We start from the raw sequence: 18,679 nt of genomic DNA on the forward strand, positions 1-18,679 counted from the left end.
TCTTATCCCGCGATCACCCAGCTGATGGCGCCGACAAGGCCCAGCAGCATGACTAGTGCGTAACTGTAGAGATAGCCCGACTGGACTTTCTGTGCGTAAGTCGAACCCTTGGCGACGACCCAGGCCGCGCCGTTGGGACCGAAGCGGTCGATCAGACCCACGTCGCCCTGTTTCCAGAACACGCGGCCGAGCCAGAATGCCGGAACCACGAACAGGTAGTGGTACAGTTCGTCGAACATCCACTTGCGGTACACGAAGGTGTAAACCGGCCCGAGTTGCTCGGCGACCGCCGCCGGGAACCTGGTGTTGCGGATGTAACCGTACCAGGCAGTAACCAGACCGATGACCATCACGATGAACGGGCTCCATTTGATGAGCTCGGGGATCGAGTGCATCGCGTGGATCAGGTGTTCGTGGAACACCAGTGCGCCCTTCCAGAATTCGCCCGTACCTTCGCTGACGAACTCGTGCTGGAACACATAACCTGCGGCAACCGCGCCAAAGGCGAGAACCAGCAGCGGGATCAGCATGACCAGCGGGCTTTCATGCGGATGATAGCCGGCAGTGCCTTCGGGATTGTGGACATGGTTGTCATGCCCGGCTTCCTCGGAAGGATCCTCGTGGTGATGGTGCACTGCATGCTGGATGTGCTCCGAACCGGCCCAGCGCGGCTTGCCGAAGAAAGTCAGGAACACCAGACGCCAGGAATAGAAGCTGGTCATCAAAGCAGCGAAGATGCCCATCCAGAAAGCGAAGCTGCCCGAGGCGCTGCCCGCGGCATAGGCCGCCTCGAGGATCGCGTCCTTCGAGTGGAAGCCGGCGAAGCCCACACCGAACACACCCACGCCGGTGATGGCGAGCGTACCGGCCGTCATCGTCCAGAAGGTTATCGGGATGTGCTTACGCAGGTCGCCGTAGAAGCGCATGTCCTGCTCGTGGTGCATCGCATGGATGACCGAACCGGCACCCAGGAACAGCAGCGCCTTGAAGAAGGCGTGCGTGAACAGGTGGAACATGGCCGCACCGTACGCGCCCACGCCAGCAGCAAAGAACATGTAGCCGAGCTGCGAGCAGGTCGAGTACGCGATCACGCGCTTGATGTCCCACTGGGTGCAGCCAATCGTCGCCGCGAAGAAGCAGGTCGCGCCGCCGATCACGGTGATGAAGGCCATCGCCGTCGGGCTGGTCTCGAACATCGGCGAAAGACGGCAGACCATGAAGACGCCGGCGGTGACCATGGTCGCCGCGTGGATCAGCGCCGAAACCGGGGTCGGGCCTTCCATCGCGTCCGGAAGCCAGGTGTGCAGGCCGAGCTGTGCCGACTTGCCCATCGCACCAATGAACAGCAGCAGGCACAAGACGGTCATGGTGTCGAAACGATGGCCAAGGAAACCGATCGTCGAACCGGCCATGCCCGGTGCCGCATGCAGGATCTCGGGGATCGAGACGGTGCCGAAGACCAGGAACGTACCGAAGATACCAAGCATGAAGCCAAGGTCACCGACGCGGTTGACCACGAAGGCCTTGATGGCGGCAGCGCAGGCCGAAGGCTTGCGGAACCAGAAGCCGATCAGCAGGTACGAGGCCAGACCGACGCCTTCCCAACCGAAGAACATTTGCACCAGGTTGTCAGCGGTCACCAGCATGAGCATGGCGAAAGTGAACAGCGAGAGGTAGGCGAAGAAGCGCGGCTGATCCGGCTCCTCGTCCATGTAACCCCACGAATAGAGGTGCACGAGCGCCGAAACCGACGTGACGACCACCAGCATGACCGCGGTCAGGGTGTCGACGCGCAGGGCCCAGTCAAAGGCCATCGGGCCCGACTTTACCCAGGTCAGCACCGGTACGACGGTCGCTTCGGCGCTGCCCGTCAGGAAGCTGATGAAGATCGGCCAGGACAGTGCACAGGCAATGAACAGGGCGCCGGTGGTGACCACCTTTGCCGGAACATTGCCGAGCTGCTTGTTGCCAAGCCCGGCGATGATCGCTGCCAGGAGCGGCAGGAAAACGATGAGCAGGATCGACTGCAAGGCCTTATCCCTTCATCCGGTTGACGTCGTCGACGGCGATGCTGCCGCGGCCACGGAAATAGATCACGAGGATAGCAAGCCCCACTGCGGCCTCGCCCGCCGCCACGGTCAGAACGAACATGGCGAAGATCTGCCCGGTCAGGTCTCCCAGGAAGGAGCTGAAGGCGACGAGGTTGATGTTCACCGCAAGCAGGATCAGTTCGATCGCCATCAGGATGACAATGATGTTCTTGCGGTTCAGGAAGATGCCGAGAACGCCGAGCACGAAAAGGATCGAGCTGACCACGACATAGTGTTCGATACCGATCACAGCTGGACCCCCTTGCCCACTTCGGGCTTGACGTTGACGGTCGCTTCATCGGGACGGCGCATGATCTGCTTGGAGATCTTCTGGCCCCGGGTGTCCGAACGCTGGCGATGGGTCAGCACGATGGCGCCGATCATCGCGACGAGCAGGATGATGCCCGCGGCTTCGAACAGGAAGAGGTAGCGGCTGTAAAGGAGGCCACCGATGGCCTCGATGTTGCTGGCCCCGGCAGGCGTCGCGGCGGTGCCGTCGGGCGAGCCAAGGTCCATCGCGCCGGCGCGGTAGGCACCGATGCCGAGGACCATCTCGGCCAGCAGGACAATTGCGACGAGCAGGCCCAGCGGGAAGTTCCTGACGAACCCGGCACGCAGTTCGGCGAAGTCGATGTCGAGCATCATGACGACGAACAGGAAGAGCACCGCAACCGCGCCGACATAGACAATAACGAGCAGCATCGCGATGAACTCGGCGCCGGTCAGCACCATCAGGCCGGCGGCGTTGAAGAACGCCAGGATCAGCCAGAGGACCGAGTGGACCGGGTTGCGGGCAGTGATCGTCGTCACGGCGGACGCGATGGTGATCACGGCGAAGAGGTAGAAGGCAAATACGTGAATCATGACCTCGGCGCGCCCCTAGCGATACGGCGCATCGGCTTCAAGGTTCGCGGCAATGGCCCGCTCCCACTTGTCCCCGTTCGCCAACAGCTTAGCCTTGTCGTAGAGCAGTTCTTCACGCGTTTCGGTCGCGTATTCGAAGTTCGGCCCTTCGACGATTGCATCGACCGGGCAGGCTTCCTGGCAGAAGCCGCAGTAGATGCACTTCGTCATATCGATGTCGTAGCGCGTGGTGCGCCGCGAACCGTCGGCACGCGGGGCGGCCTCGATGGTGATCGCCTGCGCCGGGCAGATCGCCTCGCACAGCTTGCACGCGATGCAGCGTTCCTCGCCGTTGGGATAACGGCGCAGGGCGTGCTCACCGCGAAAGCGGGGCGAAAGCGGGTTCTTCTCGAAGGGGTAGTTGATCGTCGCCTTGGGCTTGAAGAAGTACTTCAAGGTGAGCCAGTGCGCCTTCACGAACTCCCAGAGCGTGAAGCTCTTGATGAGGTGTCCGACGGTCATGCGAAGTGTCCGGTAGCCATGAGGTAGCCGCTGACGAGTACGACGAACAGCAGCGATACGGGCAGGAAGACCTTCCAGCCCAGACGCATCAGCTGGTCGTAGCGGTACCGCGGAACGGTCGCCTTCACCCAGCTGAACACGAAGAAGAAGAACAGTACCTTGAGCAGGAACCAGATGAAGCCCGGAACCAGGTACAGGATCGGAATGTCGAGCGGCGGCAGCCAGCCCCCGAAGAACAGCGTCGCGTTGAGCGCGCACATCAGCAGGACGTTGGCATATTCACCAAGCCAGTAGGCGGCGAAAGCCATCGACGAGTACTCTGTCTGGTAACCGGCGACGAGCTCGGATTCCGCTTCGGTCAGGTCGAAGGGAGCGCGCTGCGTCTCGGCCATGCCAGAGATCAGGAACATCACCCACATCGGGAACAGCAGCGGATTGAACGCGAAGCCGTTGAAGATGCCGAAGACATGGCCCTTCTGGGCCCAGACGATGTCGTTCAGGTTGAACGTGCCAGCCCACAGGACGACGCAGATGAGGATGAAGCCGATCGAGACTTCATAGGAAATCATCTGCGCCGAAGCGCGCATCGCCGAGAAGAACGGGTACTTCGAGTTCGAAGCCCAGCCCGCCATGATCGTGCCGTAAACGCCCAGCGAACTGATCGCGAGAACGTAGAGCAGACCGACGTTGATATCGGCGAGGATCGCGCCCGAATTGAACGGGATCACCGCCCAGGCCATCAGCGCCACGGTGAAGGTCACGACAGGGGCGATCAGGAAGATGCCCTTGTTCGCGGCCGAGGGAATGATGGTTTCCTGAAGGAAGACCTTGAGGCCGTCCGCGAAGGACTGAAGCAGACCGAACGGGCCGACGACATTGGGGCCGCGGCGCAGCGCCATGGCCGCCCAGATCTTGCGGTCCGCGTAGATGATCATCGCCACGCCGAGCAGCAGCGGCAGCGCAATCAGCAGGATGCCGCAGATCGTCGAGACGAACCACGCCCAGTCGTGGGACATGCCGAGGGATTGGAAGAAAGCGGTCATTCCGCAGCCTCCGCAATCTCCTCGCCGTGCAGCAGTTCAGCCGAACAGCGCTGCATCGTCGCACTGGCGCGGGCGATGGGGTTGGTCATGTAGAAGTCCTTGACCGGATAGGCGATCACGCCGGCGGCAGAACCGCCACCAGCAGGCAGGTCGCTCCCGTAGTCGGCCAGACCCTCGATGCCAAGGGCCGGGACCTCGGAAATCATCGCAGCGCGCAATTCCTCGAAGCTGTCAAAGCCCACCGAAACGCCGAAAGCATCGGCCAGGGCCCGCAGGATCGACCAGTCCTCGCGCGCATCGCCGGGAGCGAAGACGGCCTTGTCGGCCATCTGTACGCGCCCTTCGGTGTTCACGTAGGTACCGGCCTTTTCGGTATAGGCCGCAGCCGGCAGGATGACATCGGCCGCGTGCGCGCCCTTGTCGCCGTGATGACCGATGTAGACGATCATCGAGTCGGCGAACCGGGTGTAGTCCACTTCGTCCGCACCGAGCGAGAGCAGGACCTTGGGCTTGGCTGCGACGATGTCGGCGATGCCGCCCTTCTGCGCGTAGCCGAGCATCAGCCCGCCCATGCGCGAAGCCGCCATGTGCAGGACGTTGAAGCCGTTCCACCTGGTGCCGTCTTCCAGATCGCGAACGAGATTGAACTCGCCCGCCAGCGCCAGAGCCGCTTCGAGGCCGCCACGGCCCAGCCCTGCTCCGCCGACGATGATCGCCGGACGCGCCGCGCCCTTGAGCGCTTCGCCGACATGGGCCGGAAGCTTGCCGAGAACCGAAAGGTCATCGCCGAGGAACTCGCCGCCGAACGTGGTTTCCCACTCCGGGCCGACGAGGAACACCTTCGCGCCGGCCTTCACGGCCTTGCGCAGGCGCACGTTCACCAACGGCGCTTCGGCGCGCACGTTGCTGCCCACGACCAGGATTGCGTCGGCAGTCTCGATGCCACCGAGCGTGGAGTTGAAGTTCACCGCGGCCAGGCTCGAGGTGTCGTAGTCCATGCCGGTCTGGCGACCTTCAAGCAGGTTCGAGCCAAGCGCGCCGACCAGCTTGCTGGCCGCGAACATCGTCTCGCAGTCGAGCATGTCGCCGGCAACCGCGGCAATCGAATTGCCCGGATTGAGCGAGGCGATCGCGGCGAAGGCCTCACCCCAGCTGGCCGGAACCAGCTTGCCGTCACGGCGCAGGAACGGCTTGTCGAGGCGGCGCTTGGTCAGGCCGTCGACCTGGTAGCGCGCCTTGTCCGAGATCCATTCCTCGTTGACATCGTCGTTGATGCGCGGGAGCACGCGAAGCACTTCGCGGCCGCGGCTGTCGATGCGGATGTTCGCGCCGATCGCATCGGAAACGTCGATCCCGAGGGTCTTCTTCAGCTCCCAGGGACGCGCTTCGTAGGCATAGGGGCGCGAAGTCAGCGCGCCGACCGGGCAAAGGTCGATCACGTTGGCCGACATCTCGTGCTTGGCAGCATGTTCGAGATAGGTCGTGATCTGCATGTTCTCGCCGCGATAGAGCGCGCCGATCTCGTCCACGCCGGCGATCTCTTCCGAGAAACGCACGCAGCGGGTGCAGTGGATGCAGCGCGTCATCGTCGTCTTGATGAGCGGGCCCATGTATTTCTCGGTGACCGCGCGCTTGTTCTCGTCATAGCGCGAGGCGCCGCGGCCATAGGCCACCGACTGGTCCTGCAGGTCGCATTCGCCGCCCTGGTCGCAGATCGGGCAATCGAGCGGGTGGTTGATGAGGAGGAACTCCATCACCCCTTCCCGCGCCTTCTTGACCATTTCGGAGTCGGTGCGGATCTCCTGGCCTTCAGTGGCCGGAAGCGCGCACGAAGCCTGGGGCTTGGGCGGTCCGGGCTTCACCTCGACGAGGCACATGCGGCAGTTGCCCGCAATCGACAGGCGCTCATGATAGCAGAAGCGCGGGATTTCCTTGCCGGCGAGTTCGCAGGCCTGCAGCACGGTAGCGCCTGCAGGGACCTCGAGTTCTACGCCGTCTACGGTTACCTTGGGCATTACTCAGCAGCCTCCGGCATGTTTTCAGCGATCCGGCGTTCCAGCTCGGGGCGGAAGTGGCGGATCAGGCCCTGGATCGGCCACGCCGCAGCGTCGCCAAGGGCGCAGATGGTGTGGCCTTCGACCTGCTTGGTGACCTGCTGCAGCATGTCGATTTCCTCGACGGCAGCGTCACCGGTGCGCAGGCGTTCCATGACGCGCCACATCCAGCCCGTGCCTTCGCGGCAGGGCGTGCACTGGCCGCAGGACTCGTGCTTGTAGAAGTACGAGAGACGCGAAATGGCGCGAACGATGTCGGTGGACTTGTCCATGACGATCACGGCAGCGGTGCCGAGACCCGACCCGACGGCCTTGAGGCCATCGAAGTCCATCGGCGCGTCCCAGATCTGGTCGGCCGGAACCAGCGGAACCGAGGAACCGCCCGGGATAACCGCCAGCAGGTTGTCCCGGCCGCCGCGGATGCCGCCGCAGTGCTTTTCGATCAGCTCGCTGAAGGGAATGCTCATTTCCTCTTCGACGACGCACGGCTTGTTCACGTGGCCCGAGATCTGGAAGAGCTTGGTGCCCTTGTTGTTGTCGCGCCCGAAGCTGGAGAACCACGAGGCGCCGCGGCGCATGATGGTCGGCGCAACGGCGATGGACTCGACGTTGTTGACCGTGGTCGGGCAGCCGTAAAGGCCTGCACCCGCCGGGAACGGCGGCTTGAGGCGGGGCTGCCCCTTCTTGCCTTCGAGGCTTTCGATCATCGCGGTTTCTTCACCGCAGATGTAGGCGCCCGCGCCGCGGTGGACGAAGACGTCGAAGTCGTAGCCCGAACCGGCTGCGTTCTTGCCCAGCAGGCCTGCCGCATAAGCTTCATCGCGCGCCGCGAAGAGCGTCTCGGCCTCGCGGATGTATTCGCCGCGAATGTAGATGTAGGCCGCACGCGCGCCCATCGCGAAACCGGCAACCAGCGCGCCTTCCAGCAGCAGGTGCGGATCGTGACGGATGATCTCGCGATCCTTGCACGAACCGGGCTCGGATTCGTCCGCGTTGATGACCAGGAAGCTGGGCTTGGGATTGCCAGCATGGTCGAGCGGCGGCTGCTTGGGCATGAAGGACCATTTCATGCCGGTCGGAAAACCTGCGCCGCCGCGGCCGCGCAGCCCCGAAGCCTTGATCTCCTCGATGATGAGATCACGGCCCTTGGCGATGATGTCCTTGGTGTTGTCCCAGGCGCCGCGTGCCTGCGCAGCCTTCAGGTTCCACGGCTGGTAGCCGTAGACATTGGTGAAGATGCGATCCTTGTCAGCGAGAGCCATGACTTACCACTCTCCCCGGTAATCGTGATTTTCGGTGACCATCTCCTTCAGGGTGGTCGGGCCACCCGAAGGTTCGACGGTGTGACGGCCCGGCTCCTGCGTCCCGGCCTTGGGCGTCTCGCCCTTGGCCAGCGCGTCGAGCACGGCATCGAGGCGCTCGGGAGTGAGGTCCTCGTAGTTGTCGTCGTTGATCTGGACCATCGGCGCGGAGGCACAGTTGCCCATGCACTCGACCTCGGTGAACGACCACATGCCGTCGGGCGTGGTGTGGCCCTTCTTCATGCCGCGCTTCTTGCAGGCCGCGATGATGTCGTCCGAACCGCGCAGCATGCACGGCGTGGTGCCGCAGACCTGAACGTGGAAGCGACCGATCGGCGCGATGTTGTACATCGTGTAGAACGTGGCGACTTCGACAACGCGGATGATCGGCATGTCGAGCTGTGCCGCGACGTATTCCATCACCGGGATCGGCAGCCAGCCTTGCGTGTTTTCTTCGGCACCGACCTGGCGCTGGGCGAGGTCGAGCAGCGGCATCACCGCCGAACGCTGACGGCCCGCCGGATAGCGCGCGACGATGTCCTTAGCCTTCTCGGCATTCTCCGCGGTCCACGCGAAGTTGCCCCAACGGGCCCGCAATTCGGGCGTATCGGGTTCGATATAGCGGTCAGCCATGCTTACCCCTGCGCTTCAGCCACTGGTCCTGGCCGAAAAGAAACATTTCAAATCCGCCGATGGCGGTTACCAGCATCGCCAGCAAGGGCGACGGGGCGGTATCGAGATAGAGCGCGCCGAAGTAGCAGACGGCGAGCACGAGGCCCGTCACTGCCGCCCAGACGCGGGTCAGTTCAAGCGTGTTGAATTTCACCGGATAAACTCCACCCGCGAGCACTTGTCGCCTTCGAAGCTGTAGACGGCCAGCACGTCGAACGGCTCGACGGGTTCAGAGCCATCGGTTGCCGGGCCGCGCGTGACGTGTTCGCGCAGGACGACGTAGTTGTCGGTCTCTTCTCGCGAAACGATCTCGGCCCTGTTCTGCGGCCACCTGGCGAAAGCCGCCTTGAGGCCCGAACGCGTACCTTCCTTGCCCTCACGGACAACTGCGCCGCGATAGTTCGCTTCGCTGGCTTCGTCGGTCATGTAGGTCACGTAGAGATCGGCGTCCTGCGCATTGTAGGCGGCGATCATGGCCTCGGCGATTGCGAGCTTGCTCAACGGTCGCACTCCCCGAACACGACGTCGATGGCGCCCAGGATGGCGGTCGCGTCAGGCAGCATGTGGCCCTTGGACATGAAGTCCATCGCCTGCAGGTGCGAGAAGGCGGTCGGACGGATCTTGCAGCGGTACGGCTTGTTGGAACCGTCCGAGACGAGATAGACGCCGAATTCGCCCTTGGGGCTCTCGGTGGCGACGTAGACTTCGCCGGCCGGAACGTGGAAGCCCTCGGTGTAGAGCTTGAAGTGATGGATCAGCGATTCCATCGAGCTCTTCATCTCGCCGCGCTTGGGCGGGCCGACCTTGCGGTCCGCAGTCATGACCGGACCTTCCGGCATCTCGGCAAGGCACTGCTTCATGATGCGCGCGGACTGGCGCACTTCCTCGACGCGGACCATGAAACGGTCATAGCAGTCGGAGTTGGTGCCGACCGGGATCTCGAAGTCCATGCGGTCGTAAACGTCGTAGGGCTGGCTCTTGCGGATATCCCAGGGGATGCCCGCCGCGCGGATCATCGGGCCCGAGAAGCCCCAGGCCAGCGCATCTTCGCGGCTTACCAGCGCGATGTCGACATTGCGCTGCTTGAAGATGCGGTTGTCGACGACGAGGCTCATCGCGTCCTCGAACAGCGTCGGCAGGCGCGTGTCGAGCCAGTCGGCGATGTCGGTCAGCAGCTTGAGCGGCACGTCCTGGTGGACGCCGCCGGGGCGGAACCACGCCGAGTGCATGCGTGCGCCCGAAGCCCGTTCGAAGAAGTTGAGGCAGTCCTCACGGATCTCGAACAGCCACAGGTTCGGGGTCATCGCGCCGACGTCCATGACGTGGCTGCCGATGTTGAGCATGTGGTTGCATATGCGGGTCAGCTCGGCGAACAGCACGCGCAGGTACTGGGCGCGCAGCGGAACCTCGAGGTTCAGCAGCTTCTCGATCGCCAGGACGTAGCTGTGCTCCATGCCGAGCGGCGAGCAGTAGTCGAGCCGGTCGAAGTAGGGCAGGGCCTGAAGATAGGTCTTGTTCTCGATCAGCTTCTCGGTGCCGCGGTGCAGCAGGCCGACGTGCGGATCGATGCGCTCGATGACCTCGCCGTCGAGCTCCATGACCATGCGCAGAACGCCGTGGGCCGCCGGGTGCTGCGGGCCGAAGTTGATAGTGTAGTTGCTGATGATCTCGTCGCCGGTAGTCGGCGACTGCTCGAGCTGCATGCTCATGCCTTGTCCCCTTCCGCCTTTTCATCGCCCGGCAGCACGTATTCCGCGCCTTCCCAAGGGCTCATGAAGTCGAACGAGCGGAAATCCTGGGCCAGCTTGACCGGTTCGTAGACCACTCGCTTGTCCTCTTCGGAGTAGCGCAGTTCCTGGTAGCCGGTGAGCGGGAAATCCTTGCGGAAGGGATGACCCTCGAAACCGTAGTCGGTCAGGATGCGGCGCAGGTCCGGATTGCCGGCGAAGATCACGCCGTACATGTCGAACACTTCGCGCTCGAGCCAGCCCGCGTTGGGCCAGATCGTCGTGACGGTCGGCACCGGCGTGCTTTCAGCGGCACTGACCTTCACCATCAGCCGGTGGTTCTTCGTCACCGAAAGCAACATGTAGACGACTTCGAAACGCTCGGCGCGCGACGGATAGTCGACGCCGGCCATTTCCATGAGCTGTTGATACTCATGATTGTCGCGCAGCAGGCGCAGCGCGTTCTCGATCTGGTCGCGGACCACGGTCAGCACGACTTCGCCGTGCTCTTCCTTGGCCGAGATCAGCATCGATCCGAGCGCAGCGGAGAGCGCGTCGATGACGCCTTCGTTGGACGCAAACTTGGGGGCGGAATGCAGTACGGGCATGGGGGCCATTACCTCTCGAGCGTACCGGCGCGGCGGATCTTGCGCTGCAACTGCATGACGCCATAGAGCAGCGCCTCGGCAGTCGGCGGGCAGCCGGGCACGTAGATGTCCACCGGCACGATGCGGTCACAGCCGCGCACGACGCTGTAGCTGTAGTGGTAGTAGCCACCGCCGTTCGCGCACGAACCCATCGAGATGACGTACTTGGGGTCCGACATCTGGTCGTAGACCTTGCGCAGCGCCGGGGCCATCTTATTGCACAGGGTGCCGGCCACGATCATCACGTCCGACTGACGCGGGGAAGCGCGCGGCGCGGCGCCGAAGCGCTCCATGTCGTAGCGCGGCATGTTCACGTGGATCATCTCGACCGCGCAGCAGGCAAGGCCGAAAGTCATCCACCACAGCGAACCCGTGCGGGCCCACTGGAAAAGTTCTTCCGTCGAGGTAACGAGGAAGCCCTTGTCCGAAACTTCCTGGTTGAGGTCTTTGAAAAACGCCTGATCGGGCGGCGTAACTGCGCCACCCTGACCCATAGGCTGTCCGGTGCTGTCCACGAGAGTGCTCATTCCCAGTCCAGAGCTCCCTTCTTCCATGCATAGGCGAGGCCAATGGCCAGTTCGCCGAGGAACACCATCATCGTCAGCCAGCCAGCCCAGCCCGTCACGTCGAGCGAGACCGCCCACGGAAACAGGAACGCTGCTTCAAGGTCGAAGATGATGAAGAGAATCGCCACCAGGTAGAAGCGCACGTCGAACTGGCTGCGCGGGTCCTCGAATGCGGGGAAACCGCATTCGTACTCGCTGAGCTTGTCCGAGTTCGGATTGTGCGTCCCGGTCAGACGGGCGACCGCCATGGGCAGGAACACGATAATCCCAGAGAGCGCCAACGCGATCACCAGGAAAATCAGAATCGGCAAATATTGCGACAGATCAGTCAATGGTCATGGCCTCGTACCGGTGAGGGCTGCCGGACTTGGCCTGAGCGGCGTCCGGTCGTTGCGCGCGCTCTTAGGCCAGCCCTCCGGCCATCGCAAGGGAGGCAATCGGATAATTCCGGCCTTCTTCATCGCGATGCAGCAAGATTGATAGCTCGCAAATGCCACGCCTCGCCCCCTGCGGCGCGACCGCGACCGGCGCATATCCACCAGCGATCACCGGAAAAGCCCCTGAATTGCGCGGGATTGCCCCACACAGGCTCTGCACAGGCGCAACCGAGCCAAGCACGCCTGGACGCAACCACCCTTCTTCAGCGGTAATCCGGCAAAAATCGAGGAACACGCCGCAGCCGGTGCCGCAGGGACCAATCGCTTACACCGTGCCTTACCCAGCGCGACTCGGCACACTTCGGATCGAGTGAGCGGGAGCCGAACGCAGGCAACTTTCCGTCACGGGATTATCATCGTCACACCCCATAGCTGCGGAGCGTTTACCCGCCCGCGATCCCAGTTGTTCTTTTGGACAGCCCGATTGCTTTTGATGCAATGCAGCATTAGATCACCTGTCAACTGTTCTTCCATGCAGAAAGGCAAAGTCATGGCCCAGATTTCGGCTAACGACCCCATCGTCATCCTCTCCTATGCACGCACGCCCATGGGCGGCCTGCAGGGTGTGTTCGCTGATGTCTCGGCCACAGATCTCGGCGCCACCGCGGTCAAGGCCGCGGTCGAACGCTCGGGCGTTGCGGGCGAAGACGTCGAACGCATCTACATGGGCTGCGTCCTTCCCGCCGGTCTCGGCCAGGCCCCTGCCCGCCAGGCAGCGCTCAAGGCCGGACTGCCCAAGTCGGTTCAGGCCACGACCGTCAACAAGGTCTGCGGTTCGGGAATGCAGACGGTGATCATGGGCGCAGAGGCACTCGCTTCGGGGTCGCTCGACCTGATCATCGCGGGCGGCATGGAATCGATGACCAATGCCCCCTACCTGTCCAAGAAGCATCGCTCGGGCGCCCGCGCCGGCCATGACACGCTCTACGATCACATGTTCCTCGACGGACTCGAGGATGCCTACGAAGGCGGATCGATGGGCTCCTTCGCGCAGGTAACCGCCGACGAGTACCAGCTGACCCGCGAAAATCAGGACGACTTCTCCATCGAATCGCTGCGCCGCGCGCAGGAAGCGATCACCAGCGGCGCGTTCAAGGACGAAGTCGTTCCCGTCACAGTCAAGACGCGCAAGGGTGAAGTCGTCGTAGATACCGACGAGCAGCCGCCCAAGGGCAACCCGGACAAGATCCGGACCCTGCGCGCCGCTTTCGCCAAGGACGGCACGATCACCGCAGCCAGCTCCAGCTCGATTTCTGACGGCGCCGCTGCCGTCGTCATGAGCCGCGCCAGCGTTGCTGCCGCCAAGGGCCTCAAGCCGGTCGCCACCGTCGTGGGCGTTGCGGCCCATGCGCATGAGCCCGCCAAGTTCACCACCGCACCGGTCGGCGCGATCACCAAGCTCCTCGACAAGGTGGGCTGGCAGCTTTCCGACGTCGACCTGTTCGAAGTGAACGAAGCCTTCGCCTGCGTGGCGATGTTCGCGATGCACGACCTCGGCATCCCGCACGACAAGATCAACATCCACGGCGGCGCCACCGCTCTGGGCCATCCGATCGGAGCCTCGGGCACCCGCATCATCGTGACGCTGATCAACGCGCTCAAGGACAAGGGCCTCAAGCGCGGCGTCGCCAGCCTCTGCATCGGCGGCGGCGAAGCCACCGCGATTGCGGTCGAACTGGCCTGATCGCCTTCGGGCAATAACGATTCGAAGGAAGGGCCCTGCCGGTAACGGCGGGGCCTTTTCATTTGGGGCTCAGGGCTCTCCTGTGCCCCAGAGGCGTTCGCTCGGCACGAAGCCCTTGTGCCCTTCCACGTCGAAAGCGCACCAGCCCGACTCGCAATTGCCGAGCAGGCCCACGACGCCGGGCTCGATGCGCCAGAGAACCGGCGAACCGGCCTTGCCCTCGGCATGCATCTCGATGAGGCCGTCACCCGTCACGATGGCCGATCGCTGGCGCGATAGCAGCAGGTCGCGCATCCATCCCTTGTCCCCGTCGGGATCTTCGATCAGGCGCCAGGGACCCTCGCGGCGCACGATCTTCACCGGCAGATGCTCGCGCTTGTAGACCCAGGCAATCCGGTAGGATTCCCCGGGACCTACCCGCAAGTTCGCAAGGTCGGTATCGATCGAGGCCCAGTAAGGCACCTTGTCGTCATCGCCCGCATGGGCAGGCACGGACATGCCGCAAAGGGCAACCAGAGGGATCAGTAACTTCCAGCGGATCATGCCGGCTATTTACGCCTGCCTGACATTTCCCATCAAGGTTTCTTGACCCGGACCCTGTGGAAGGCATAGCCGGATAATGACATGACCTTCGTGACCGACTCTGCTTCCGCCCGCGTTTTCGACGGCCCTCCCCGCGTGATCGTTACGCGGCGCCTGCTCCCCGCAGTGGAAGAACGCATGGCGCAACTCTTCGACGTTTCACTGAATCGCGAAGACAGGCCGATGTCGCGCAACGAACTGGCAGCGGCCCTGCAAGATTGCGACGTTCTGGTGCCGACCGTCACCGACACGATCGACGTCGACCTCATCAAACAGGCAGGCGAACGCCTGGGGCTGATCGCCAACTTCGGCGCAGGCACCGAACATATCGACCTTGCCGCAGCCCGCGCCCGCAAAATCATGGTCACGAACACCCCTGGTGTCTTCACTGACGATACCGCCGACCTGACGCTCGCGCTGATAATCCTCGTCTCGCGCAAGTTCAGCGAGGGTGCCCGCGTACTGCGCGAAGGCCGTTGGCAAGGATGGGGACCGTCGGCCATGCTCGGCCACAGCCTGGGCGGCAAGCGCCTCGGTATCGTCGGCATGGGCCGCATCGGTCAGGCCGTTGCCCACCGCGCCCGCGCCTTTGGCATGCAGATCCATTACCACAACCGGCACCGCCTGCCCTCTTCGCTGGAGAACATGGTCTCCGCGCGCTACGAGGCCGATCTCGACAAGCTGGTCGCCGAGGCAGACATCCTCACCTTTCATTGCCCTGCCGCGCCAGATACCGCTGCGCTGCTCGACCGTCGCCGGCTGTCGCTGATGAAGCCTGGGGCCTGCGTCGTTAACACCGCGCGCGGCCAGATCATCGACGAGCAGGCCCTGATCGAAGCCTTGACCGAGCAGCGCATCGGCGGCGCTGGCCTCGACGTCTTCGCCAACGAGCCGAACGTCAATCCGCAGCTACTCGCGGCGCCCGGGGTTGTCGCCCTGCCCCACCTCGGCAGCGCTACCGAAGAAGGACGCGGCGCTGCCGGAGAGCGGATCATCGCCAATATCCAGTTCTGGGTCGACGGACACCGTCCTCCCGACCAGGTACTGCCCGAACTTCCCTGAACCGCGTGCCGCCCCGGCACGATCATTACGCCATTCATGCCATCGATATGGCAGAACATGCTGCAAACGCTTGTCTCATGACGAATGAGTGCTCTAAGGCGCCCCGCAGGAGGAACACAGCGACCTCGCGAAGCGTGGCCTGAAGGGGAAATCTCAAATGAAAAAGCAGTGCTTGCTGCCGCTTGCCGGCATGCTCGCAGTCCTGCCGGGCATGGCCCTGGCGCAGGACGGCCGAATCGATGTGAGCAACAGTGGTGACACGGCGTGGCTGCTGGTATCTTCCGCGCTCGTCCTCATGATGGCCGCGCCCGGCCTGTCGCTGTTCTACGGCGGCCTCGTTCGCGCGAAGAACTTCCTGTCGGTGCTGGTCCAGTGCGGTGCGATCGCCGCCATCGCCTCGGTGCTGTGGATCGCGGTCGGCTACACCCTCGCCTTCGGCAATGTCAGCAATGGCTGGCTGGGTGGCGGCAATGCCTGGATGCTCGGCAATCTGGGCAATGTGCGCGCCGGAACCGAGGTTCCCGAAAGCGCCTTCGCCCTTTTCCAGATGACCTTCGCCGCGATTACCCCCGCACTGATGGCGGGCGCCTGGGTCGACCGTGCCCGCTTCGGCTGGGTCATCGCCTTCTGCGCCCTGTGGAGCCTCGTGGTCTATGCGCCCGTCGCACACTGGATCTGGGGCGGCGGCTGGCTGGCAACCAGCCTTGGCACGCTCGATTGGGCCGGTGGCATCGTCATCCACACGACCGCAGGCGTATCGGCGCTGGTCATCGCGATCATGCTGGGCCGCCGCAGCGGCTTTCCCAATACCCTGATGCTGCCGCACAGCCCGTCGCTGACGATGGCCGGCGCGGCGCTGCTCTGGGTCGGCTGGTTCGGCTTCAACGGCGGCTCGGCGATTGCCGCCAACGACGATGCGGCCGCCGCGATCATCGCGACCCATGCCGCGGCGGCGACGGCGGCCCTTGTTTGGCTGCTCGTCGAACGCTTCACCGTCGGCAAGCCCACCAGCGTCGGCTTCGCAACCGGCGCCATCGCCGGGCTTGCCACTGTCACGCCCGCAGCAGGTTTCATCTCGCCCGGTGCGGCGATCCTTTTCGGCGCTGCCGGCGCGGTGGTGTGCTACTACGCGATCCAGCTGGTGAAGCAGAAACTTGCCATCGACGACTCGCTCGACGTCTTTGCCGTGCATGGCGTGGGCGGCATGCTCGGCTCGCTCCTGCTCGGCATCTTCATGTCGCAGAGCCTGGGCGGCGTGGGCTACGGTGAAGGCATGACCATGGCCAGCCAGACCGCCGCGCAGTTCATCGGCGTTGGCGTGACAATCCTGTGGTCGGTGATTGCCAGCGTCATTCTCGCGGTCATGGCCTCGGTTGTCTTCCCGATGCGCGTCAGCGAAGATGCCGAGCGCGAAGGCCTCGACATCACCAGCCACGGTGAGCGGGCCTGGGAGTTCGACTGAGCTAGAGAAAGGTCAGAATGACAGCCGGAGAAAACAGGCCCTTGCGCCGCCTCGCGATGGAGGCCTGCGCACGCAGCCTCGATTTCTCCGGCCGTTCCTCGCGCCGCGAGCTGGCGGCGTTCCTCGCCTGGGCCATCGGCCTCGACCTTGCCCTCAATCTGCTGGCAAGGATCATATTCGAAGGCGATACCGAAAGCTGGGTTCGCCTTGTCCTCGATACCCTCCTGTTTCTCCCCGTCTTCGCCCTCTTCGCCAGGCGCCTGCATGACCTTGGGCGCAGCGGCTGGTGGATGCTCTTCGTTCTCGTCGCAATGGCCCGCACCTTCGGGCTCAAGGCCCTCGGCGTTGCCGGCTTTCCCAATGTGCGCGACGCGATCGAGAGCTGGACCGACCTGCTCAACTGGGTGCTCGTTCCCGGATTCCTGATTGTCGCCGTCGCAGCGCTCTTCATGCCAGCAAGGCGTTCAGCTTCCTCCTAGAGCAAAGCGCACGAGAACCCGCGCATCTACAAACGCAAACGGCCGGCGAGGACATCTCCCCGCCGGCCGTCCGAATTCGGCAATTGCCCTTGGCGATCAGTCGCCGGTGAGGATCCGGTCGACCAGTTCCTTGACCGTGGGCGTGAAGCCGTTCGAGTAGAACGGGTCCTGCTTGAACTTGTAGGCGGCATGGCCTGCAAACATCAGGTTCTCTTCTACCGGACCGCCATGGGCGATGTCCTGCAGCGTCTTCTGGATGCAGAAGCTGCGCGGATCGGCAAGCCGGCCCGTGGTGTAGTCGTCATGGTCCTTCCACGAGGAGAATCCGCAGTGCGACAGGCAGCCCATGCAGTCGGCCTGATCCTGACGGATCTCATCGCGTTCCTGCGGATTGACGAAGATGATCGTATCGTCGGGCGTACGCAGGCCATCGGTAAAGCCCTGTGCCGACCACGAGCGGGCGCGATCCAGATCCTTCGGCGCGACCCAGAAGTTCTTGCCCTTCACGCCGACGTCGAGACGCACGGTATGTTCGCCGGCCTCGACCTTCGAGTACGGAATCTGACGTTCCGAACGCGCTTCGAGATTGCGCAGGAACGGGTTGCGCACGGCCGAGGAATAGAATCCCGTGGGCGAAAAACGGTGCAGCAGCACGTCGCCCGGCTCCAGATCGCGAAGTGCGTCCTTCCACGCCTGCGGGATCGGACTTTCATGCGTCAGCAACGGACGGGTGCCGAACTGGAAGGCAATCGTGCCGAGTTCGGGATTGTCGATCCACTCGTTCCAGTCGCGCAGGTACCATACGCCGCCGGCCATCACGATCGGCACATCGTCTGAAATGCCTTCCTTGCGCATCGTGTCGCGCAGCGCCTTGACGCGCGGATAGGGATCTTCCGGCTTGAGCGGATCTTCCGCATTCGACAGGCCGTTGTGGCCGCCGGCAAGCCAGGGGTCTTCGTAGACTACTGCCGCCATCAGCTCGGACACCTTGTGATAGGCCCGCTTCCACAGCGCGCGGAAAGCGCGCGCGGAGCTGACGATCGGCAGGTAGCTGACGTTGAAGCGCGCGGCGATCTCGGACAGGCGATAGGGCATGCCCGCGCCGCAGGTCACGCCGGTAACCATGCCGCGGGTCTTTTCCAGCACGCCTTCGAGAACCTGCTGGGCACCGCCCATTTCCCACAGGACGTTGATGTTGATCGCGCCCTTGCCGCTGGCAATGTCGTAAGCGCGGCGCACCTGCTCCACGGCGCCATCGATGGCGTAGCGGATCAGTTCCTCATGGCGTTCCTTGCGCGTAAGGGCGTGGTAAACCTGCGGAACGATCTTGCCTTCCGCATCGTAGGAATCAGCGTTGACCGCGCTGACGGTGCCGATTCCCCCGGCCGCCGCCCAGGCGCCGGAACTGGTGTGGTTCGTGGCGGAAACACCCTTACCGCCCTCGATGAGCGGCCAGACTTCACGTCCGCCATAAACAATCGGCTTGAGACCCTTGAAACTCATAAACT

19 protein-coding genes and 1 pseudogene are annotated in these 18,679 nt (G+C 63.5%); 4 read left to right on the forward strand and 16 right to left on the reverse strand.

The window, feature by feature from the left end; genetic code table 11:
* Positions 1-2 precede the first annotated feature (2 nt).
* From nuoL to ndhC, 14 genes and pseudogenes are all read right to left on the reverse strand, one after another.
* The gene (gene nuoL, locus PP1Y_RS19545; RefSeq protein WP_013833767.1) at positions 3-2,030 is read right to left on the reverse strand and encodes an NADH-quinone oxidoreductase subunit L; all 2,028 of its coding nucleotides are present in this window, start codon (positions 2,028-2,030) and stop codon (positions 3-5) included.
* A gap of 4 nt (positions 2,031-2,034) precedes the next feature.
* Positions 2,035-2,340, reverse strand: a complete 306-nt coding sequence (nuoK, locus tag PP1Y_RS19550; RefSeq protein ID WP_007015108.1) for an NADH-quinone oxidoreductase subunit NuoK — start codon at positions 2,338-2,340, stop codon at positions 2,035-2,037.
* Entirely contained in the window at positions 2,337-2,954 is a 618-nt protein-coding gene (locus PP1Y_RS19555; RefSeq protein WP_007015107.1) for an NADH-quinone oxidoreductase subunit J, read from the reverse strand. Before PP1Y_RS19555 ends, nuoK begins: the two co-directional genes overlap by 4 nt.
* Before the next feature lie 15 nt (positions 2,955-2,969).
* A complete protein-coding gene (gene nuoI / locus PP1Y_RS19560; protein ID WP_007015106.1) occupies positions 2,970-3,455 on the reverse strand; it encodes an NADH-quinone oxidoreductase subunit NuoI in 486 nt (161 codons plus the stop codon).
* Entirely contained in the window at positions 3,452-4,498 is a 1,047-nt protein-coding gene (gene nuoH, locus PP1Y_RS19565; protein ID WP_007015105.1) for an NADH-quinone oxidoreductase subunit NuoH, read from the reverse strand. The genes nuoI and nuoH overlap by 4 nt, the downstream gene beginning before the upstream one ends.
* On the reverse strand, positions 4,495-6,513 hold the full coding sequence (gene nuoG, locus PP1Y_RS19570; protein ID WP_013833768.1) for an NADH-quinone oxidoreductase subunit NuoG: 2,019 nt from the start codon (positions 6,511-6,513) through the stop codon (positions 4,495-4,497). The genes nuoH and nuoG overlap by 4 nt, the downstream gene beginning before the upstream one ends.
* The gene (nuoF, locus tag PP1Y_RS19575; RefSeq protein WP_007015102.1) at positions 6,513-7,814 is read right to left on the reverse strand and encodes an NADH-quinone oxidoreductase subunit NuoF; all 1,302 of its coding nucleotides are present in this window, start codon (positions 7,812-7,814) and stop codon (positions 6,513-6,515) included. Before nuoF ends, nuoG begins: the two co-directional genes overlap by 1 nt.
* 3 nt (positions 7,815-7,817) lie before the next feature.
* A complete protein-coding gene (locus tag PP1Y_RS19580; RefSeq protein WP_013833769.1) occupies positions 7,818-8,486 on the reverse strand; it encodes an NAD(P)H-dependent oxidoreductase subunit E in 669 nt (222 codons plus the stop codon).
* A complete protein-coding gene (locus PP1Y_RS19585) occupies positions 8,479-8,679 on the reverse strand; it encodes a hypothetical protein (RefSeq protein ID WP_007015100.1) in 201 nt (66 codons plus the stop codon). Before PP1Y_RS19585 ends, PP1Y_RS19580 begins: the two co-directional genes overlap by 8 nt.
* Complete coding sequence (locus tag PP1Y_RS19590) at positions 8,676-9,026, reverse strand: nuclear transport factor 2 family protein (RefSeq protein WP_041559022.1); 351 nt, start codon at positions 9,024-9,026, stop codon at positions 8,676-8,678. Before PP1Y_RS19590 ends, PP1Y_RS19585 begins: the two co-directional genes overlap by 4 nt.
* Positions 9,023-10,234 carry an NADH-quinone oxidoreductase subunit D gene (locus PP1Y_RS19595; RefSeq protein WP_013833771.1) on the reverse strand — a complete coding sequence of 404 codons (1,212 nt, stop codon included), beginning with the start codon at positions 10,232-10,234 and terminating at the stop codon, positions 9,023-9,025. The genes PP1Y_RS19590 and PP1Y_RS19595 overlap by 4 nt, the downstream gene beginning before the upstream one ends.
* A gap of 14 nt (positions 10,235-10,248) precedes the next feature.
* Positions 10,249-10,860, reverse strand: a pseudogene (locus PP1Y_RS19600) (NADH-quinone oxidoreductase subunit C); the annotation flags it as partial.
* Positions 10,861-10,868: 8 nt separating this feature from the next.
* Positions 10,869-11,426: an NADH-quinone oxidoreductase subunit B family protein gene (locus tag PP1Y_RS19605; RefSeq protein WP_051010081.1), complete on the reverse strand. Its 558-nt coding sequence runs from the start codon at positions 11,424-11,426 to the stop codon at positions 10,869-10,871.
* Complete coding sequence (ndhC, locus tag PP1Y_RS19610; RefSeq protein ID WP_007015095.1) at positions 11,423-11,797, reverse strand: NADH-quinone oxidoreductase subunit A; 375 nt, start codon at positions 11,795-11,797, stop codon at positions 11,423-11,425. The genes PP1Y_RS19605 and ndhC overlap by 4 nt, the downstream gene beginning before the upstream one ends.
* A gap of 595 nt (positions 11,798-12,392) precedes the next feature.
* On the opposite strand from ndhC, the gene PP1Y_RS19615 reads away from it, so the two are divergent.
* Positions 12,393-13,586: an acetyl-CoA C-acyltransferase gene (locus PP1Y_RS19615; RefSeq protein WP_013833774.1), complete on the forward strand. Its 1,194-nt coding sequence runs from the start codon at positions 12,393-12,395 to the stop codon at positions 13,584-13,586.
* Positions 13,587-13,655: 69 nt separating this feature from the next.
* On the opposite strand, the gene PP1Y_RS19620 is transcribed toward PP1Y_RS19615, so the two are convergent.
* A complete protein-coding gene (locus tag PP1Y_RS19620; protein ID WP_013833775.1) occupies positions 13,656-14,129 on the reverse strand; it encodes an SH3 domain-containing protein in 474 nt (157 codons plus the stop codon).
* Positions 14,130-14,210: 81 nt separating this feature from the next.
* On the opposite strand from PP1Y_RS19620, the gene PP1Y_RS19625 reads away from it, so the two are divergent.
* The 3 genes from PP1Y_RS19625 (at position 14,211) to PP1Y_RS19635 (ending at position 17,171) form a co-directional block, all read left to right on the forward strand.
* Entirely contained in the window at positions 14,211-15,230 is a 1,020-nt protein-coding gene (locus PP1Y_RS19625) for a D-glycerate dehydrogenase (RefSeq protein ID WP_013833776.1), read from the forward strand.
* A gap of 157 nt (positions 15,231-15,387) precedes the next feature.
* The gene (locus PP1Y_RS19630) at positions 15,388-16,692 is read left to right on the forward strand and encodes an ammonium transporter (RefSeq protein WP_013833777.1); all 1,305 of its coding nucleotides are present in this window, start codon (positions 15,388-15,390) and stop codon (positions 16,690-16,692) included.
* Between the two features lie 17 nt (positions 16,693-16,709).
* The gene (locus tag PP1Y_RS19635; RefSeq protein ID WP_013833778.1) at positions 16,710-17,171 is read left to right on the forward strand and encodes a DUF805 domain-containing protein; all 462 of its coding nucleotides are present in this window, start codon (positions 16,710-16,712) and stop codon (positions 17,169-17,171) included.
* A gap of 96 nt (positions 17,172-17,267) precedes the next feature.
* Here PP1Y_RS19635 and PP1Y_RS19640 read toward each other — a convergent pair whose 3' ends face one another.
* The gene (locus tag PP1Y_RS19640) at positions 17,268-18,674 is read right to left on the reverse strand and encodes a nitronate monooxygenase family protein (RefSeq protein WP_013833779.1); all 1,407 of its coding nucleotides are present in this window, start codon (positions 18,672-18,674) and stop codon (positions 17,268-17,270) included.
* Between the last annotated feature and the right edge of the window lie 5 nt (positions 18,675-18,679).

Origin of the sequence: Novosphingobium sp. PP1Y, assembly GCF_000253255.1 — a bacterium.
In the GTDB taxonomy this organism is placed as follows: domain Bacteria; phylum Pseudomonadota; class Alphaproteobacteria; order Sphingomonadales; family Sphingomonadaceae; genus Novosphingobium.